The organism is Streptosporangium sp. OZ121 (genome assembly GCF_051918885.1).
GTDB lineage: Bacteria > Actinomycetota > Actinomycetes > Streptosporangiales > Streptosporangiaceae > Streptosporangium.
In genome coordinates, this window is record NZ_JBPXMC010000003.1 from 210920 (window position 1) to 227435 (window position 16516).

Genomic DNA, 16516 nt, shown 5'->3' on the forward strand with positions numbered 1-16516 from the left:
GACATGGAACGCGATATCTCGGCACCGCCCACGGCCGACGACCTGCGGCAGACCGTCGCGACGATCGTCGGCACCGAGCCCGGCGAGATCACCGGCGACGCCAACCTCGTCTTCCTCGGGCTGGGATCCCTGGAGATGATGCGGCTCGTCACCCGATGGCGACGCCAGGGCGTCGCGGTGGAGTTCGGCGAGCTCGCCGCCGAGCCGACCGTCGACGCGTGGCAGCGGCACCTGCGCGCGGCCTGGGAGGCCCGGCAGGTGAAATCGGGGGAGGCCGTCGGATGAGCGCGCTGCTGATCCGCGGCGGCTGCCTCTACCCGGCCGACGCCGGGGCGCGCGTCGTCCCCGACGGCGCCGTGCTCGTCGAGGGCGAGCGGATCGTCGCCGCCGGGACCACCGCGGAAGTCGAGGCCGCCATGGAGCCCCGGCGGCACGAGGACCTGCGCACGATCGACGCCCGGGGGAAGATGATCCTGCCCGGCTTCGTCAACGCGCACTGGCACGACCTGTTCGCCATGCGGTTTCCCTTCAGGGGGGCGCTGCGGCCCGCCGCCGACCGCGACGACAAGCCCGCGTTCATGGCGCTGGGCGGCGACGTCCGGCAGATCTCGGTGGTCTTCGACTCCTTCCACGACCAGATCGACCGGCTCACCCCGGACGAGGCCGAGGCCATCGCCCGCTACTCGATGTGGACCCAGCTGCGCTCCGGCGCGACCACCCTCGGGGACGTGGGCTCGTTCAACCGGCCAGAGGCGCTGGCCTCGGCCGCCCGCCACCTCGGCATGCGCTGCGTGGTCAGCACCTGGGCGAGCGACGCGGTGTGCGCCCCCGGCGAGTCGCGGTTCCGCAGGACCCGCGACGCCGACATGGTGCTGCGGCGGATCGAGGACCTGCTGCGCGACTGCGCGGGGGACACGAGCGGGCTGGTACGGGCGAGGCCGACCTCGGTCTACGGGGTCAACATGACCGGCGAGCTCGGCGCCGGCTTCGCCGAACTCGTCGCCAGGTACGACGTGCCGTTCGCGACACACGTCGGCGCGCTGCGCAACGAGGCCGAGGTGACGCGGAGCTACTACGGCACGACCCCGGTGCGCAGGTTCGCCGAGCTCGGCCTGCTCTCCGACCGGTTCATGGCGGTGCACTGCGCGTTCGCCGACGACGAGGAGCGCGAGATGCTCGTCGCGGCGAACGCGCACATCAGCCACTCGCCGGCGAAGTACGGCCCGGCGGGGGAGTCCTCGCTGACCGAGACCCGGGCGATGCCGGAGTTCCGGCGCGCCGGGCTGGACGTCTCGCTGTCCACCGACGGCGCCGCGCTGCCGGTCGGCGGCATGGCCGAGGCCATGCGGGTCACCTGGCAGATCTACAACGAGATGTACGCCGACCCGACCGAGGTGCTGCCGACCGACGCGCTGGCGATGGCCACCCGGCTCCCGGCCCGGGGGCTGGACTGGGCAGGGGAGATCGGCAGCATCGAGGCGGGCAAGCAGGCGGACCTGCTGCTGGTCCCCGCCGACGACTGGCGCTACCTGCTCAACCCGCGCCCGCTGGAGAGCTTCCTCGCGCTCGGCGGCTCGACGGACGTGGACACCGTGATCGTCGCGGGCCGGACGCTGGTGGAGGGGGGCAGGGCCACCGGTCTCGACGAGGACGAGCTCGAAGCCGACTACATCGAGGCACTCGGCGCCTTCTCGGTGCGCTGCCTCGGTGTCGACCCCGATCTGGTCGCCACGCTGACCCGTGCGGCACGCCGATGAGGAGGTATGACCGATGCATGACAGGACGGCCCTGGTCACCGGGGCGGCAGGCGGTATCGGCGAGGCGGTGGTGCGGGCGCTGGCCGCCGAGGGCGTCGCCGTCGCGGCGGTGGACGCGAACGCCGAGGCACTGAACCCGCTCGTCAAGGATCTCGCCGAGGCCGGGCACCGCGTCCGGGGCTTCGTCGTGGACGTGACCTCCAGCGCCGAGGTGGACATCGCGGTGGAGCGGGCGGAACGCGAGCTGGGGCCGATCGGCTACCTGGTCAACGCCGCCGGGGTGCTGCGCGTCGGCGCGGGAGCCTCGCTCACCGACGACGACTGGGACACCACGTTCGCGGTCAACGCGACCGGCGTGTTCCACGTCAGCAGGGCGGTGGCCAACCGGATGATCCCCCGGGGGTCCGGGGCGATCGTCACGCTGGCCTCCAACGCGGCCAGGACGCCGCGCTGGAACATGGCGGCCTACGCGGCGTCCAAGGCCGCGGCGAGCAGCTTCACCAAGTGCCTGGGGCTGGAGCTCGCCCAGCACGGCATCCGGTGCAACGTGGTCGCCCCCGGCTCCACCGACACGCCGATGCTGACCTCGCTGTGGGCCGGAGGCGACGCGCTGCGGGTCTCCATCGAGGGCGCGCCGGAGACCTTCAGGGTCGGCATCCCGATGGGGCGGCTGGCGCGGCCCGCCGACGTCGCCGACGCGGTGCTGTTCCTGCTCTCCGACCGCGCCGCGCACATCACCCTGCAGGACCTCACGGTCGACGGCGGCGCCGCCCTCGGCAACTGAGCACGACCCCGCCCGGCCGAGAGCCGGGCCGGGCCGCGGAGCCCGGAACCCCACGAAGAGACGTCACGAAGAGACTTAACGAAGAGCGGAGGCACGCCATGGCGATCCCGGCGATCGAGTCCTATCCCATGCCGACCGAGGACGAGCTGCCGGAGAACATCGCGCGCTGGACCATCGATCCCGATCGCGCGGTGCTGCTCGTCCACGACATGCAGAACTACTTCCTGAGCCCGTTCCCGAGCGGGCAGGCCCCCACGACCGACCTGGTGGAGAACGTCGCGACCCTGCGGGCGCGCTTCGCCACGCTCGGCGCGCCGGTCGTCTACACCGCCCAGCCCGGCGGGATGACCGACGAGCAGCGCGGCCTGCTCAAGGACTTCTGGGGCGCGGGGATGAGCTCCGCCCCGGAGCACCGGATGATCATCGACCGGCTGGCCCCGTTCGGCCCCGACGTCGTGTTCACCAAGTGGCGGCCCAGCGCGTTCTGCCGTACCGGCCTGCTCGACCTGTTGCGCGAGAGGGGCCGCGACCAGCTGGTGATCTGCGGGGTGTACGCCCACGTCGGAATCCTGATGACCGCCCACGAGGGGTTCTCCCAGGACATCCAGACGTTCGTGGTGGCGGACGCGGTGGCCGACTTCTCGCGGGAGTACCACCGGCAGGCGCTGGACTACGCGGCGTCGAGGTGCTCGGTGACGCTGTCCACCCGGTCCGCGCTGGCGATGCTGAACGGGGCGGCCGCGGACGGGGCCGCGCCGGACGCGACGGTCCTGGACGAGGCGGCGCTGGAAGGAGCGGGACGATGACCGCGACAACGACCGGGCCGATGAACGGGCAGATGCCCGGGGCGATGAACGCGGCGGCGGCCGGGACGATGGCCGGGACGCTCCTGCTCGACCGGATCCTCGGTCCGCAGGCGCCCCCGTTCGCCCTGCTGCACCGTCCGGGCTCGACCGGGGCGGACCGGCTCGACCTGATCGTCGGGGAGACCACCGAGGTCGGCCGCATCGCGGACATCCCGCTGCCGCCCGATGACGACGTCTCCCGGGGCGCCGGTGCCCGGCACGAGGTGCTCGCGATGCTGCCGTACCGCCAGATCGGCGAGCGCGGGTACGCGTTCCCCGACGACGAGGCCCCGCTGCTCGCGATGACCGTCGTCGACCAGGCCGTGCTGCCGATGGGCGAGGTCCTCGACCGGCTCCCCGACGGGCCGATCGAGCTGGGCGAGGGCGACTTCGACTCCGACGACGAGGAGTACGCGGCCACCGTGCGCCGGGTGCTCTCCGAGGAGATCGGCCGGGGAACGGGCGCGAACTTCGTCATCAAGCGGTCGTTCTCCGCCGAGATCACCAACTGGTCGACCCGCACGGCGCTGGCGTTCTTCCGGCGGCTGCTCGGCAGGGACCCCGGCTGCCACTGGACCTTCGTGATCCACACCGGTGGGCGCACCTTCGTCGGCGCCTCGCCCGAGCGGCACATCAGCCTCGACGCGGGCACCGTGGTGATGAACCCGATCAGCGGCACCTACCGGTACCCGGCGGAGGGGCCCGAGGTGCGCGGGGTGCTCGGCTTCCTGTCCGACAGCAAGGAGGCGAACGAGCTCTACATGGTGCTCGACGAGGAACTGAAGATGATGGGCCGGGTGTGCGACCTCGGTGGCCGCACGGTGGGCCCGTACCTCAAGCAGATGGCGCGCCTGGCGCACACCGAGTACCTGATCGAGGGACGTAGCTCGCTGGACGTGCGGGACATCCTGCGGGAGACCATGTTCGCTCCCACGGTCACCGGCGGACCGCTGGAGAGCGCCTGCCGGGTGATCAGCCGCTACGAGCCGGAGGGCCGGGACTACTACGCGGGCATGGCCGCGCTGATCGGCCGGGACGAGGAGGGCGGGCGGGCCCTGGACTCCGCGATCGTCATCCGTACCGCCGACATCGACGCGACGGGCCGGATGCGCATCGCCGTCGGCGCCACGCTGGTCCGCGACTCCGACCCGGTCTCCGAGGCCGAGGAGACCCGGACGAAGGCCGCCGGGCTGCTGGAGGCGCTGCGCCACGCGCCGGGAGGCGGCGTCGACGCCCCCGCCGAGCCGGCGGACATGGGCACCGACCCGCGGGTGCGGCGGGCGCTGATCGAGCGCAACGCGCCGCTCGCCGGGTTCTGGTTCGAGGGCCCGGACAACAGGAGGCACCTCGTGCCCAGGCTGGTCGGCCGCCGGGTGCTGGTGATCGACGCCGAGGACACCTTCACCGCGATGGCCAGGCACCAGCTCGCCGCGCTGGGGTGCGAGGTCTGCGTGCGCAGGTTCGACGAGGACTACCGGTTGGAGGAGCACGACCTGGTCATCGTCGGCCCTGGTCCCGGGGACCCGAGGGACCACGACGACTTCAAGATCGCCCATCTCAGGGACGCGACGCGGCGCCTGCTGGAGCTGGGCATCCCCTTCCTGTCGGTCTGTCTCGGCCACCAGGTGCTCAGCACGCTGCTCGGGCTGGAGATCGGCCGCAACCCGTTCCCCAACCAGGGCGTGCAGCGGAAGATCGATTTCCTGGGGCGGACGGAGCTGGTGGGCTTCTACAACACCTTCGCCGCCCGCAGTTCCGCCGACCGGTTCCCCTGCCGGGAGCGCGAGGGCACGGTCGAGGTGTTCAGGGAGGCGTCGAGCGGCGAGGTCCACGCGCTGCGCGGACCCGGCTTCGTCTCGGTGCAGTTCCACCCCGCGTCGGTGCTGACCCGCAACGGCGTGGAGATCCTCGGCGAGATCCTCAGCGACCTGCTGGTGCACGCCGAGCACCCCGTCCCGTCCGAGGCCGTGCCCTCCCGGTGAGGCTCTCCCGGCGAGGTTCTCCCGGCGAGAGGGGACGGCGGGACGGATTCGCGGGCGCCGCCCGACGTGCGCTCAGGGGCGGGGGAGGGCCTCGATGGTCTCCATGTGTATCTCGCCCCAGTCGCCGAGCGGGATGAGCGCGGTGTTGAGCGAGTGGCCGAACTCGGTCAGGGAGTACTCCACCTTCGGCGGAACCTGGTGATAGACCTCGCGGTGCACCAGGCCGTACGACTCCATCTCCCGGAGCTGCTGGATCAGCATCTTCTCGCTGATGCCCGACACGCTCCGGCTCAGCTCCCCGAACCGGAGGGCCCCGCCGTGGAGCGCCCACAGGATCAGCGCCTTCCACTTGCCGCCCACGACGTCGACGGCGGCGTCGAGCCCGCACGAGTAGGTCCGTTTCTTCATTCCGCTCTCCCATACTTACAAAAAGGTTAGTACCTGACAAAATAGTAGGTACTTGAGGAAATTTCAGCGGCGCGCCAGCATCGAAACGTCCCAGCCGGGGTCACGAAGGGATCCGGGACTGGGACCTTCTTGTGCCGACACCGCATGAAATAGGGGGATAAATGAATACCGACGCTCGTCCGCCGGTGACAGTCATCGGTCTGGGGGCGATGGGCAGGGCACTGGCCGGGGCCTTCCTGGACAACGGCCATCCCACGACCGTGTGGAACCGTACCGCGGGGAAGGCCGGAGAGCTCACCGAGCGGGGCGCGACCGAGGCGGCCACCGCCGCCGAGGCGGTCGCGGCGAGCCCGGTCGTCGTGGTCTGCGTGCTGGACTACGACGCGGTCCGCGAAGTCCTCGGCGCCCCCGGAACCCCCGGCGCGCCCGGCACCGTGGCCGGCCTCCTGGCGGGCCGGACCCTGGTGAACCTCACCAACGGCACGCCCCGCCAGGCGCGCGAGCTGGCCCGCTGGGCCTCCGAACAGGGAGCGGACTACCTGGACGGCGGCATCATGGCGGTGCCCCCGATGATCGGGAGCCCCGGATCCCTCATCCTCTGCAGCGGGTCGCCGGAGACGTTCACCGCCCACGAGCGGACCCTGTCGGCACTGGGCACCCTCTCCCACCTGGGTGAGGACGCGGGCCGGGCGGCCCTGTACGACATCGCGCTGCTCAGCGCGATGTACGGGATGTTCGGCGGCTTCTTCCAGGCCGTCGCCATGGTCGGTTCCGAGAAGGTCCCGGCGACGGAGTTCACGCCGCTGGTGGTCTCGTGGCTCAACGCCATGATCACAAGCCTTCCCGAGATGGCGAAGGCGTACGACGCGAACGACCACTCCGCCACCGCCTCGAACCTGGGGATGCAGGCGGAGGCCTTCGTCAACCTGCTGGACGCCGGCAGGGACCAGGGCGTCAGCACCGAGCTGCTGGAGCCCATGGGAACGCTGCTCCACCGGGGGGTCGCCGCGAACCGGGGCGACGACGACCTCTCGGCCCTGATCGACCTGCTCCGCACGGACTCCGCGAGGGACGCGGTCCCCGCGAGAGGCACGGCCCCCGCGAAAGTCGCGGACCCCGCGAAGGTCACGGACCTTGCGAGAGACGCGGACCCCGCGAGAAGCACGGACCCCGCGGACGCCGGATCGCACGACTTCGGATCGGAGTAGGACATGACCCACGACCACCCCGCCCCCGTGACGGTTCTCGGCCTGGGACCGATGGGTCAGGCACTGGCCGGAGCGTTCCTCGCGCACGGCCATCCCACGACCGTGTGGAACCGGACGGCCGCCAGGGCCGAGGATCTCGTCGCCCGGGGAGCGATCCGCGCGGACACGGCCGCCGACGCGGTCGCGGCGAGCCCGCTGACGATCGCCTGCGTGATCGACTACGACGCCGTGCGGGCGATCGTCGACCCGGCCGCCGGCGCGCTGAAGGGCCGCACCCTGGTCAACCTCACCGCCGACACGCCGGAACGCGCCCGCCTGATGGCCGCGTGGGCCGCCGAACGCGGCATCGACTACCTCGACGGGGCCGTCATGACCCCGACGCCGACCATCGGGGGACCGGCGGCCGTCGTCCTGTACAGCGGGCCGGAGGAGCTCCACCGAACCCATCGGCAGGCGCTGGCGAGCCTGGGCGGCACCTCCGCCTACCTGGGCGCGGACCCCGGGAGGGCGGCGGCGCACGACGTGGCCCTGCTCGACCTCTTCTGGACGTCGATGAGCGGCCTCGTCCACGCCTTCGCCCTGGCCGCCGCCGAGAACATCGCGGCGAGGGACCTCGCCCCGCTCGCCAAGGGGATCGGCGCCCTGCTCCCCGACATCGTCGACGAGTTCGCGGAGCACCTCGACACCGGCGACCACCCCGGCGACGAGTCCACCATCCTGTCGGCCGCCGCCAGCATGGAGCACATCATCCACGCGGCCCGTGCGCGGGGCATCGACACCGGCGTGCTGAGCGCGGCCCTGGCCGTCGCCCGGCGGGCCGTCGACGCCGGCCAGGGGGGTGACAGCTTCTCGCGCCTGGCGGAGGTGCTCGGAAGGCCCGTACCGGCGGCCTCCTGACCTTCCGGCCTGGGGGAGGACCGCCGTCTCGCCGGTGCCTCGGCGAGCCGGGGGCGGGGCGGCCGGTGCCGGCGCCGGTCCGCGTCGGCCGCTGCCCGGTCGTGGCGTCGTCCGCCACCTCCTCGGGCCGTCGTTTCCGTACAAGACGGCCGCGATGGTGCCTCCTAACATGAGCATGGCACTCCGCCGCGGTGCGTCGGCGTGGCACTGTCATCCGCTTGTCGATCTACCCGGCGGCCCCGTCACACGGCGATGAGGAGAACAGCACATGCGTGATCTGGTCTATACCGCGTTCGTTTCGCTCGACGGCGTCGTGGACTCCCCGGGCGCGTCGAGCGAGGGGCACCGCGGCGGTGGCTGGGTGACCGACGTCGAGTTCCTGCCCGAGGCGTTCTCGCTCAAGGGCGAGGAACTGGAGGACACGACGGCGCTGATGTTCGGCCGCCGCAGCTACGAGGTGTTCGCGCCGGTCTGGCGCGACTCGGACGACCACGCCGCCTACAAGGAACTGCCCAAGTACGTGGTCTCGTCCACGCTGCCCGAGGACGCCCTCGTCGAGGGCTGGGGTCAGATAACGATCCTGCGCTCGACCGAGGACGTCGCCGAGCTCAAGAAGAGCGAGGGGGGCGCGATCTTCATCCACGGGAGCGCGGAGCTCGGTCGGCGCCTGTCGGACGCGGGTCTGATCGACCGGTACAACCTGCTCGTCTTCCCGGTGCTGCTCGGAGCCGGGAAGAGCCTGTTCAGCAGGGCGGACAGGGACAAGCAGGCACTGAGCCTCCGGGAGTCCGAGGTTTACCCGAACGGTGTCGCCAAGATGATCTACGACGTCGTCGGCTGATCCAGGTCCAGGGCGATCGCACCGCCGGTGCCCTCGCGGAGTTGCCGCGCCGTACGCCCGACGTACCGGCGCAGCGCGCGGGCCAGGTGCGGCTCGTCGAAGTACTCCAGCTTGGAGACGACATCGGCGACCGGGGCGCCGGCGGCCAGCAGCGCCGAGGCGTTGCGGACGCGTTCGATCTGCCGTACGGCGCCCTGGGTGAACCCTGTCGCCGCGCGGAACCGGCGTTCGACGGTGCGTTCCGAGACCACCGGACGGCGGCCTCGGCGGACCTCGGCGACGAGCGGGTCACGCACCACGGCCCCGGCGCGCACAAGGCGGTCGACCAGGGCCTCGGCGTCGTCGGGGCCGGGCGTCTCCCAGCGGAGACCGTCCAGCCGGAAGGTCCTGTGCGTGGCGTCGGGGAGCTCGACGCCACTGTCGATCAGGTCCGGCGTGGGCGCGGCCCGGAGCGACGTGCCCACGGCGAACTCGATACCGACGAAGGTCGCGCCCTCCGGCACCGGCGCGGTGCCGGTCCCGGTCTCGGGGCCGGAGACGCTCGCGTACGCCGTGCCCTCAAGCTCCCAGAACACCAGGCCCCAGCACGCCGTCGCGACGGAGGTCATCTCCGTGACCTGATCGCTCGTGCAGGTCCACACGGTGTCGACCCAGGGTGAGTCGGACGCGCGAGTCTCGAACCGCAGTGCCACGGGAGAAGGATAGGCGCAATTCGTCGTACGCCCGATCGGGCCGCCGCCGTGCCGGCCGCCGCCCGTCTCGCCGGTGGCCTCCGGGGACCGGCGCGCCGGATCTCCGTCCGGGGCGCGGGCGGTGCTCACGGAGGCGCCGTTTCGGGACGCTGCCTCGACGTGCGTCGTCCGCTTGACACGTAAATATATTGCGCCGTATGAGCGATCTCTTGCAAAATCAAGTCTCGAAGATCCTTTGATCTATAAGTAATGCGACTGGTCGTGCTGGAGAGCCGAGGTGTCCATGGCAGGCGATGACGGCACGACACCGCTGATCCGGGCGGAGGGGCTTCGGAAGACGTACCCGCCCGGAGACAGGCGGGGGGCCGGGTTCCAGGCCGTGGCCGGGATCGACTTCCACGTGAACCGGGGGGAGGCCTTCGGGTTCCTCGGCCCCAACGGGGCGGGAAAGTCCTCGACGATGCGCATGCTCGGCTGCGTCTCCCCGGCCACCGCCGGAACCCTGCGGATCCTCGGCATGGACCCCGCGCGCGACGGCCGCAGGATCCGGGCGCGCCTGGGCGTGGTCCCGCAGGACGACGTGCTCGACCCCGACCTCACCGTGCGCGAGAACCTGACGATGTACGGCCTCTACTTCGGGCTGTCCCGTCGCGTGATCAAGGAGCGCGCGGAGCGCCTGCTGGAGTTCGCGCAGCTGGAGGAGAAGGCGGGGGAGAGCCTGGGGGCGCTGTCCGGCGGCATGCGGCGGCGGCTCACGATCGCCCGCTCCCTGATCAACGAGCCGGACGTCCTCCTGCTCGACGAGCCGACCACCGGGCTCGACCCGCAGGCGCGGCACGTGCTGTGGGACCGGCTGTTCAGGCTGAAGCAGCAGGGGGTGACGCTGCTGCTCACCACCCACTACATGGACGAGGCCGAACAGCTGTGCGACCGCCTGGTGGTGATGGACAAGGGGCTCATCGCGGACGAGGGATCACCCCGGGAACTCATCCGCCGGCACTCGACGCGCGAGGTCCTGGAGCTGAGGTTCCGGATCGACGAGCACGAGCAGGCCGCGGAGAAGCTCCACGACCTGGTCAGCCCCGCCGAGGGGGAGCGGGTGGAGGTGCTGCCCGACCGGGTGCTGGTCTACACGCACGACGGCGAGGCGACGCTGGCCGCGGTCACCGCCGCGCGGATGACCCCGATCACCGCCCTCGTCCGGAGGTCGACGCTGGAGGACGTGTTCCTGCGCCTGTCCGGCCGGACCCTGACGGACTGAGGCGGGCGACATGTCCATCATGCCCACGTTCCCGACTCCGACGGACCGAGGCGGACGACGCATGCCGATGTTCCTTCGCGAGTTCTCCTCGTGGATGCTCCGCTACCGCCGCTCCTGGAGGGGCACCATCGTCATCAGCGTGGCGAACCCGCTGCTCTTCCTGGTGGCCATCGGCGCCGGGCTCGGACAGCTGGTCGACCCCGCGTCGCTGGGCGGCCTGACCTACCTGGAGTTCTTCGCCCCCGGGATGCTCGCCGCCGCGGCGATGCAGAACGCCTACGTCGAGTCGGTGTTCGTGGTCCACAGCTCCCTGCGGCGGGACAAGGGCTACCTGGTGGCCGCCGCGACCCCGCTGGAGCCCCGCGACATCATGGCCGGGCACCTGCTGTTCATGGCGTTCAGGATCGGGACGAGCGCGCTGGCGTTCGCCGCGGTGATGGCGGCCTTCGGCGCCACCCGCTCCCCGTGGGCCGTGCTCGCCGTGCCCGCCGCCCTGCTGACCGGCATGGCCTTCGCGGCCCCGCTGGCGGCGTGGACGGTGACCGTCGAGAAGTTCAACACCCTCAACACGGTGTTCCGGTTCGTGCTGATGCCGATGTACCTGTTCTCCGGGACCTTCTTCGCCATCGAGACGCTCCCCGGCTGGCTGCGCCCGCTGGCGTACGTCACGCCGCTGTGGCACGGCGTCGACCTGTGCCGCGCCCTGAGCCTGGGCACCGCCACCCCGCTCACCTCCGCGATCCACGTCGGCTACCTGGCCGCGCTCACGGCCGGGGGCGTCGCGGTGGCCCTGGCCACGTACCGGCGCCACATCCACGTCTGAGGAGCCGACATGCCGCAGAACCTGGAGACCAGGGCGCCGGACCTGGAGAACAGGGTGCCGCCCGCCGTGCCCCGCTGGGGCGGCGCGCACTTCCTGGTGTTCCGCAACCTTCGAGTGCACACGGGCGGCAACCCGTGGACCATGGCGATGTACTCGATCTTCGAGCCCATCCTGTACCTGCTCGCCATCGGCGTCGGCATCGGGCGGCTCGTCGGGGACGTCGACGGGGTGAACGTCACCTACGCCGCCTTCGTCGCGCCCGGCCTGCTCGCCACGGCGGTGATGAACAGCGCCCTGTACGAGACGATGGAGGGCGCCTTCGTCAAGTTCACCCACGAACGCCACTACCGGGCGATCCTGTCCACCCCCGTGTCCCTCACCGGGATCGTCGTCGGCGAGGTGGCGTGGGCGGTGCTGCGCGGGTTCGTCACCGCGGTCGGATTCCTCCTGGTGATCACCGTGTTCGGGCTGGTCGCCTGGCCGGACGCCCTGGTCGCGGCGGCCGGGACGCTGCTCGTCGCCTTCGCCTTCGGGAGCGCTGGACTGGCCGTGACGACGCGCATCCGGGCCTGGTCCGACTTCCAGTACGTGCAGCTGGTGCTGCTGCCGATGTTCCTCTTCGCGACGACGTTCTACCCGGTCACCGTCTACCCCCGGGTGATACAGGTCATCGTGGAGCTGCTCCCCCTCTACCACGCCATCCAGCTGCTGCGAGGCTGCGCCCTGGGCCGGATGGACTCCGGCCTGATCGTGAGCGTGGTCTACCTCCTGGCCATGGGGGCGCTGGGCCTCGTGGTGGCCCGGAGGCAGTGGGCCCGCGTCATGCTGCACTGACCGGTGCCTTCACCAACGGCATGGTGCCTTCACCAAAGGGTGATGGACCGGCTCAGGATCCCGGCCGCGTCGTCCTCGCCGACCGGGCGCGGGGCGGTGGCGAGCAGCCGCTGCTGTTTCATCGCCCCCTCCGCGAGCGCGGGGACGTCCGCCTCGGTGTACCCGACGCCGCCGATGCCGTTGGGCATCCCGACGTCGCGCATCAGCCTCGCCAGCACGCCGGGCAGGAACTCCGCGAGGTCGCCGGGCCTGGCGGCGGACGGTTCGAGCAACTCGGCCGCCCGCACGTGCCGTTCCGGCGCCGCCTCGAAGGTGAACCTGAAGGCCTCGGGAGCGGTCAGCGCGACGGCCATCCCGTGCGGCACCATCGGCTCGTCCCCCGGGTACCCCTCGGGGCGGAAGTCCCGCACGCGCCCGGCGATCGGGTAGGCGTTGGCGTGCGGGATGTGCACGCCCGCGTTGCCGAACCCCAGCCCGGCGAACGTCGCCGCCAGCGCCATCCGCGCCCTCGCCTCCTTGTCGTCCCCGTCGCGTACGGCGGCGCGGAGGGACCGCGCGAGCAGTTGCAGCGCCCGCTCGGACCACATGTCGGCCACCGGGTTCGAGCCGCAGTACGGGACGCGCTCCTCGGGACGCTTGCGCTCGTAGGAGGTGTACGGGCGGGCGGTGTAGCTCTCCAGGGCGTGGCAGAGGATGTCCATCCCGGAGGCGGCGGTCACCTCCGGGGGCTGGGACAGCGTCAGGTCCGGGTCGACGACCGCGAGGACCGGGCGGAGCCGGGCGTGGCTGATCCCCGTCTTGACCTTCAGGTCCAGCACGTCGAGCACGCAGATCGTGGTGCTCTCCGACCCGGTGCCCGTGGTCGTGGGCACCGCGACCAGCGGCTTGAGCGGCCGTGACGGCGCCAGGCCGCCTCCCACGGGCGCGTTGACGTAGTCCATCAGCTCGCCCGGGTTGGTGGTGAGCAGGTTGACCGCCTTGGCCGTGTCGATGCTCGACCCGCCCCCGACGGCGACGAAGGCGTCCCACGGGCCGGAGGCGCGGGCGTGCTCGATGGCCGCGAGCAGGCTCTCGTCCGTCGGCTCCACGCGCACGCCGTCGTACACGCGCGCTTCCATGCCGTAGCCCGCGAGCTGGTCGGCGATCCGCCGCGGCGCGCCGGTCGCGGCCACCCCCGGATCGGTGACGACGAGGACGCGGCGCGCGCCGTACTGCCCGAGATCGAAACCGATCTCGGCGGAGGCGCCCGGCCCGAACTTCAGGGCGGGGGCGCCGTAGGTGAAGACGGACTCGGGGTTGCTCGGAGTACTGAACACGTCCGGCTCCTCTCTCGCGATTCTGACCCGTGTCATCGGACGGGGCATCCGCGTCAGCGAGCATACCCAGCGGTATGTCGCTCCGGCCCCCCGCCCGCCGATCTTGGGCATGGAGCCTTTCGAGGGAGACTGGCGCCTTTCGAGGACAAGAAGCCTGCAAGCCGATGACAAGCCGGGCTCCATATCGTCGCCGCCATGATGAAAAGAACGATCGCGGTGACCGCCATGGCAGGAGCCGCGGTGCTGGCGGCCCAGCTCCCCGCGTCCGCGGGTTCCTCCACCGCGCTGCTCCGGCTGCGCGCCGGTCTGACGCTGGAGATCCCGAACTCCTGGCGGGTGTACGGGACCGCGGACCGGGTCCAGGTGGTGACGGGTGCCTGCGCTCGGCCCAGCGGCGGCTACTTCCAACCCAGATGTGACAGCTTCTGGGTCATGGGGCCGAAGACGCTCAAGCGCGGGGGAGAGGGCTTCCGGCGCTACGACCCCACGCAGGGCCCGTACTACCCGGCCTCCGACGTGCAGCGCTGCCCGACCGACCCCAGGTACGGCCAGGTCATCGGCAAGGCGATCGTGGTCGGCTACCGGAACATCGGGGTGGCGCACAAGGCGCACTACCGGGTCTGGCCCGGCCGGTGTGTGTCGTACAGCAGCGGCGAGCAGAAGTCGACGTTCAACCAGCGCGAGTGGTACCTGCCGCAGTCGAAGATCCTCATCGTCGACCAGTGGGCCACCCCCGGCCTGGCCGCGATCCTGAAGAACGCCACCTGGGCCGGCTGATCTCGGAACGGGGCCCGGCCCCGGGCAGGAGGGCGTGGTGACGGTGAACGGCGGCGGACCAGGGCCCGATCCCGTTCCGCCGGGCCTGCTTGCCCGGGTGCCCCGCGAGGGCGTGGAGCCGTTCTTAACCGGCGCCCAGAGGGGCTCGCCGCGCGAGCACCCCGCGATGGCTGATTCGCCGGCCCGGGTCGCCGCGCGAGACCGTGTCCTCGTAGGTCACGCTTCCGCATGTGCCGTCCGCCATGATGCCGGCGCCCCCGGACAGAGCGGGTACGTGACCGTCGGCCACCTGATGTTCGAACCGCTTCGGGCTCGCCCGGTCACAGGCTCCACAGCCCTTTGCCCAGTGTGGTGAGCCCGCCGGTCAGCGCGAGCAGCAGAATTGTCAGCCGGGCCGACTTTTCCGGCACCCGCTGGGCGAGTGCTTTGCCGATCATTGAGCCTGCCGCGAGCGCGGACGCGACCAGCAGCCAGAGCGGCACGGGGAGCTGGGGCAGCCCCTTGGCCACGACGGAGAGCGCGTTCACCACGAGCCCGTAGAACTGCGCGTTCGGCACGAACTCCCGCACCGTCCAGCCCGCGTTGACCGCGTACAGGGAGACCGCCGGGCCGCCCACCCCGGCCGAGGAGTTCATGAACCCGCTCGCGGCGCCGGCGGCCACCGCGCCTTTGACGCCGCGCAGGGCGGGCACCCGAGCACCCCACATGACCAGCAGCACGGCCACGCTCACCAGCACCCCCGTACCGGCCAGCAGCACCGGCTCGGGCAGATGGGCGGCTACCCAAACCCCGGCCGGCACCGTGCAGACAGCCGCGGCGACCAACGGGACCATCTGGGCCGGGCGGATCTGGGACCAGGTGCCGGCGAGCCCGACCGCGCTGATGGCACCGGCCGCGCAGTTGGCGAGCACCACGCCCTCGGCCGGGCCGAGCAGCAACACCAGGCCGGGCACCGCCACGAGCGCGAACCCGATCCCCGCCAGCCGCTGAACCGAGGCACCCACCGTCATGATGGCGCCCAGTACGAGGACAACGACCCAGTCACTCGCCACGAACGACTCCTCGCGGGTGCTCCTCACCAATGACCTGGCACAGCCTTCACGCACGAAGCGGTTTGATCAACAGCATTTCTCGGTGACGGCCAAGCCCACCTCAACACAATCCGTCAGGACCATCGGAGCCCTGGCGCAGGATCTCGCGCCTTCGAGTGGTCGGGTGCGCGGATCTACCCCGCCACCCGGAACCAGACCGACCCGCCCGCGCCGTCGCGGTGCGACCCCCATCCGGCCGCGACCATCTCCACCAGCCACAGCCCCCGCCCGCCGTCGTCGTCCGCCTCCGGCACGCGCACGGCGGGCGCGCTCGCGGCCGATCCGTCGTCGGCGACCTCCACGTGGACCATCGTGCCGGTACGCGCCACGTAGACGGTCACCCGTCCGTCCGCCGTACGCCCGGAGTCGGAGTGGGCCACGGCGTTCGTGGTCAGTTCACTCAGCAGGAGCAGCACGTCGTCGAGCACCGAAGCTCCGACTCGCCCGGCGAGCAGGTCTCGCGCCCAGGCCCGAGCCTCCGGCACGGATTCCACCCGCCCGGGAAACACCCTCCGCCACGCGCCGTACGGCCCACCCGCCCACGGCGTTGTCGAAGTTCCGTCACCGTGATGTCCGGGACAGCTGTCCTCTTTCCCCGCGGTCTCCTTTTCGGATCTCACGCGGTCACCGCCGACATGATCATGTCGGCCGCGTTCTCCGCCTCCGCCCAGACCCATTCCCCGCGCTGCCACAGCCGCGCCCACCAGGGCCGCCAGACGAACGCCCACCCGCAGAAGCGCCGGACGACCGTGATCCTGACCAGTGCCGCGCCCGCCGCCGTACGGATCTCCAGAATCGGCTGCCCCGCCACCGGGAGGACCAGCGAGGTGCACACGCCGAGCCGGTGCAGATCCCAGCCCAGCCGGGTCAGATGGACGAATCGTTCGTGCCGCTCGACCGCTGTGACGCTCCTGTCCGCCGAGTGCCTCCGGCGAACGCGATTGAGGCGTGAAAGGTCGCCGTTCTGATCATTCATCACTCGTCTCGTCTCCGGTTTAAA

At 71.6% G+C, this 16516-nt stretch carries 18 protein-coding genes; 12 read left to right on the forward strand and 6 right to left on the reverse strand.

Annotation, left to right across the window (positions count from 1 at the left end; genetic code table 11):
- Positions 1-3 precede the first annotated feature (3 nt).
- From ACTOQ1_RS08575 to ACTOQ1_RS08595, 5 genes are all read left to right on the forward strand, one after another.
- Positions 4-285, forward strand: coding sequence for a phosphopantetheine-binding protein (locus ACTOQ1_RS08575; protein WP_440065701.1), 282 nt, complete (start codon positions 4-6; stop codon positions 283-285).
- On the forward strand, positions 282-1757 hold the full coding sequence (locus ACTOQ1_RS08580) for an amidohydrolase family protein (protein ID WP_440065702.1): 1476 nt from the start codon (positions 282-284) through the stop codon (positions 1755-1757). Before ACTOQ1_RS08575 ends, ACTOQ1_RS08580 begins: the two co-directional genes overlap by 4 nt.
- A 13-nt stretch (positions 1758-1770) precedes the next feature.
- On the forward strand, positions 1771-2541 hold the full coding sequence (locus tag ACTOQ1_RS08585) for a 2,3-dihydro-2,3-dihydroxybenzoate dehydrogenase (RefSeq protein WP_440065704.1): 771 nt from the start codon (positions 1771-1773) through the stop codon (positions 2539-2541).
- 98 nt (positions 2542-2639) lie between these two features.
- A complete protein-coding gene (locus ACTOQ1_RS08590) occupies positions 2640-3347 on the forward strand; it encodes an isochorismatase family protein (RefSeq protein WP_440065705.1) in 708 nt (235 codons plus the stop codon).
- Positions 3344-5368 (forward strand): anthranilate synthase family protein, encoded by a 2025-nt coding sequence (locus ACTOQ1_RS08595; RefSeq protein WP_440065707.1) that lies wholly within the window; start codon positions 3344-3346, stop codon positions 5366-5368. Before ACTOQ1_RS08590 ends, ACTOQ1_RS08595 begins: the two co-directional genes overlap by 4 nt.
- Positions 5369-5440: 72 nt before the next feature.
- On the opposite strand, the gene ACTOQ1_RS08600 is transcribed toward ACTOQ1_RS08595, so the two are convergent.
- On the reverse strand, positions 5441-5776 hold the full coding sequence (locus ACTOQ1_RS08600; RefSeq protein WP_440065709.1) for a winged helix-turn-helix transcriptional regulator: 336 nt from the start codon (positions 5774-5776) through the stop codon (positions 5441-5443).
- A gap of 185 nt (positions 5777-5961) precedes the next feature.
- Between ACTOQ1_RS08600 and ACTOQ1_RS08605 the strand changes: the two genes are divergently transcribed.
- The 3 genes from ACTOQ1_RS08605 to ACTOQ1_RS08615 all read left to right on the forward strand — a co-directional run bounded on the left by ACTOQ1_RS08605 (position 5962) and on the right by ACTOQ1_RS08615 (position 8722).
- Positions 5962-6984, forward strand: a complete 1023-nt coding sequence (locus ACTOQ1_RS08605) for an NAD(P)-dependent oxidoreductase (protein ID WP_440065711.1) — start codon at positions 5962-5964, stop codon at positions 6982-6984.
- A 3-nt stretch (positions 6985-6987) separates the two neighbouring features.
- Positions 6988-7881, forward strand: coding sequence for an NAD(P)-dependent oxidoreductase (locus tag ACTOQ1_RS08610; RefSeq protein ID WP_440065713.1), 894 nt, complete (start codon positions 6988-6990; stop codon positions 7879-7881).
- A 268-nt stretch (positions 7882-8149) separates the two neighbouring features.
- Positions 8150-8722: a dihydrofolate reductase family protein gene (locus ACTOQ1_RS08615; RefSeq protein WP_440065714.1), complete on the forward strand. Its 573-nt coding sequence runs from the start codon at positions 8150-8152 to the stop codon at positions 8720-8722.
- On the opposite strand, the gene ACTOQ1_RS08620 is transcribed toward ACTOQ1_RS08615, so the two are convergent.
- The gene (locus ACTOQ1_RS08620) at positions 8704-9414 is read right to left on the reverse strand and encodes a helix-turn-helix domain-containing protein (protein WP_440065715.1); all 711 of its coding nucleotides are present in this window, start codon (positions 9412-9414) and stop codon (positions 8704-8706) included. The two genes, ACTOQ1_RS08615 and ACTOQ1_RS08620, sit on opposite strands and share 19 nt — an antisense overlap.
- Before the next feature lie 283 nt (positions 9415-9697).
- On the opposite strand from ACTOQ1_RS08620, the gene ACTOQ1_RS08625 reads away from it, so the two are divergent.
- The 3 genes from ACTOQ1_RS08625 (at position 9698) to ACTOQ1_RS08635 (ending at position 12332) form a co-directional block, all read left to right on the forward strand.
- Positions 9698-10675 carry an ABC transporter ATP-binding protein gene (locus ACTOQ1_RS08625; protein WP_440065717.1) on the forward strand — a complete coding sequence of 326 codons (978 nt, stop codon included), beginning with the start codon at positions 9698-9700 and terminating at the stop codon, positions 10673-10675.
- 61 nt (positions 10676-10736) lie between these two features.
- A complete protein-coding gene (locus tag ACTOQ1_RS08630; RefSeq protein WP_440065718.1) occupies positions 10737-11498 on the forward strand; it encodes an ABC transporter permease in 762 nt (253 codons plus the stop codon).
- Positions 11499-11507: 9 nt separating this feature from the next.
- Positions 11508-12332 carry an ABC transporter permease gene (locus ACTOQ1_RS08635; protein WP_440065720.1) on the forward strand — a complete coding sequence of 275 codons (825 nt, stop codon included), beginning with the start codon at positions 11508-11510 and terminating at the stop codon, positions 12330-12332.
- Positions 12333-12361: 29 nt separating this feature from the next.
- Here ACTOQ1_RS08635 and ACTOQ1_RS08640 read toward each other — a convergent pair whose 3' ends face one another.
- Entirely contained in the window at positions 12362-13648 is a 1287-nt protein-coding gene (locus tag ACTOQ1_RS08640; protein WP_440065722.1) for a hydroxyacid-oxoacid transhydrogenase, read from the reverse strand.
- Positions 13649-13843: 195 nt separating this feature from the next.
- On the opposite strand from ACTOQ1_RS08640, the gene ACTOQ1_RS08645 reads away from it, so the two are divergent.
- Positions 13844-14425 (forward strand): hypothetical protein, encoded by a 582-nt coding sequence (locus tag ACTOQ1_RS08645; RefSeq protein ID WP_440065724.1) that lies wholly within the window; start codon positions 13844-13846, stop codon positions 14423-14425.
- Between the two features lie 320 nt (positions 14426-14745).
- Here the strand turns inward: ACTOQ1_RS08645 and ACTOQ1_RS08650 are convergent, their stop codons facing one another.
- The 3 genes from ACTOQ1_RS08650 to ACTOQ1_RS08660 all read right to left on the reverse strand — a co-directional run bounded on the left by ACTOQ1_RS08650 (position 14746) and on the right by ACTOQ1_RS08660 (position 16492).
- Positions 14746-15477, reverse strand: a complete 732-nt coding sequence (locus tag ACTOQ1_RS08650; RefSeq protein WP_440065726.1) for a TSUP family transporter — start codon at positions 15475-15477, stop codon at positions 14746-14748.
- Between the two features lie 173 nt (positions 15478-15650).
- Positions 15651-16193, reverse strand: coding sequence for an ATP-binding protein (locus tag ACTOQ1_RS08655; protein WP_440065983.1), 543 nt, complete (start codon positions 16191-16193; stop codon positions 15651-15653).
- Positions 16133-16492, reverse strand: coding sequence for a hypothetical protein (locus tag ACTOQ1_RS08660; RefSeq protein ID WP_440065728.1), 360 nt, complete (start codon positions 16490-16492; stop codon positions 16133-16135). The genes ACTOQ1_RS08655 and ACTOQ1_RS08660 overlap by 61 nt, the downstream gene beginning before the upstream one ends.
- Positions 16493-16516 lie beyond the last annotated feature (24 nt).

What these genes read in the sequence shown, in the direction of transcription:
- ACTOQ1_RS08575 (WP_440065701.1), top strand. Translation starts at nt 4, where the DNA reads ATGGAACGCGATATCTCGGCACCGCCCACGGCCGACGACCTGCGGCAG.
- ACTOQ1_RS08580 (WP_440065702.1), top strand. Translation starts at nt 282, where the DNA reads ATGAGCGCGCTGCTGATCCGCGGCGGCTGCCTCTACCCGGCCGACGCC.
- ACTOQ1_RS08585 (WP_440065704.1), top strand. Translation starts at nt 1,771, where the DNA reads ATGCATGACAGGACGGCCCTGGTCACCGGGGCGGCAGGCGGTATCGGC.
- ACTOQ1_RS08590 (WP_440065705.1), top strand. Translation starts at nt 2,640, where the DNA reads ATGGCGATCCCGGCGATCGAGTCCTATCCCATGCCGACCGAGGACGAG.
- ACTOQ1_RS08595 (WP_440065707.1), top strand. Translation starts at nt 3,344, where the DNA reads ATGACCGCGACAACGACCGGGCCGATGAACGGGCAGATGCCCGGGGCG.
- ACTOQ1_RS08600 (WP_440065709.1), bottom strand. Translation starts at nt 5,776, where the DNA reads ATGAAGAAACGGACCTACTCGTGCGGGCTCGACGCCGCCGTCGACGTC.
- ACTOQ1_RS08610 (WP_440065713.1), top strand. Translation starts at nt 6,988, where the DNA reads ATGACCCACGACCACCCCGCCCCCGTGACGGTTCTCGGCCTGGGACCG.
- ACTOQ1_RS08615 (WP_440065714.1), top strand. Translation starts at nt 8,150, where the DNA reads ATGCGTGATCTGGTCTATACCGCGTTCGTTTCGCTCGACGGCGTCGTG.
- ACTOQ1_RS08625 (WP_440065717.1), top strand. Translation starts at nt 9,698, where the DNA reads ATGGCAGGCGATGACGGCACGACACCGCTGATCCGGGCGGAGGGGCTT.
- ACTOQ1_RS08630 (WP_440065718.1), top strand. Translation starts at nt 10,737, where the DNA reads ATGCCGATGTTCCTTCGCGAGTTCTCCTCGTGGATGCTCCGCTACCGC.
- ACTOQ1_RS08635 (WP_440065720.1), top strand. Translation starts at nt 11,508, where the DNA reads ATGCCGCAGAACCTGGAGACCAGGGCGCCGGACCTGGAGAACAGGGTG.
- ACTOQ1_RS08645 (WP_440065724.1), top strand. Translation starts at nt 13,844, where the DNA reads ATGATGAAAAGAACGATCGCGGTGACCGCCATGGCAGGAGCCGCGGTG.
- ACTOQ1_RS08655 (WP_440065983.1), bottom strand. Translation starts at nt 16,193, where the DNA reads ATGGGTCTGGGCGGAGGCGGAGAACGCGGCCGACATGATCATGTCGGC.
- ACTOQ1_RS08660 (WP_440065728.1), bottom strand. Translation starts at nt 16,492, where the DNA reads ATGAATGATCAGAACGGCGACCTTTCACGCCTCAATCGCGTTCGCCGG.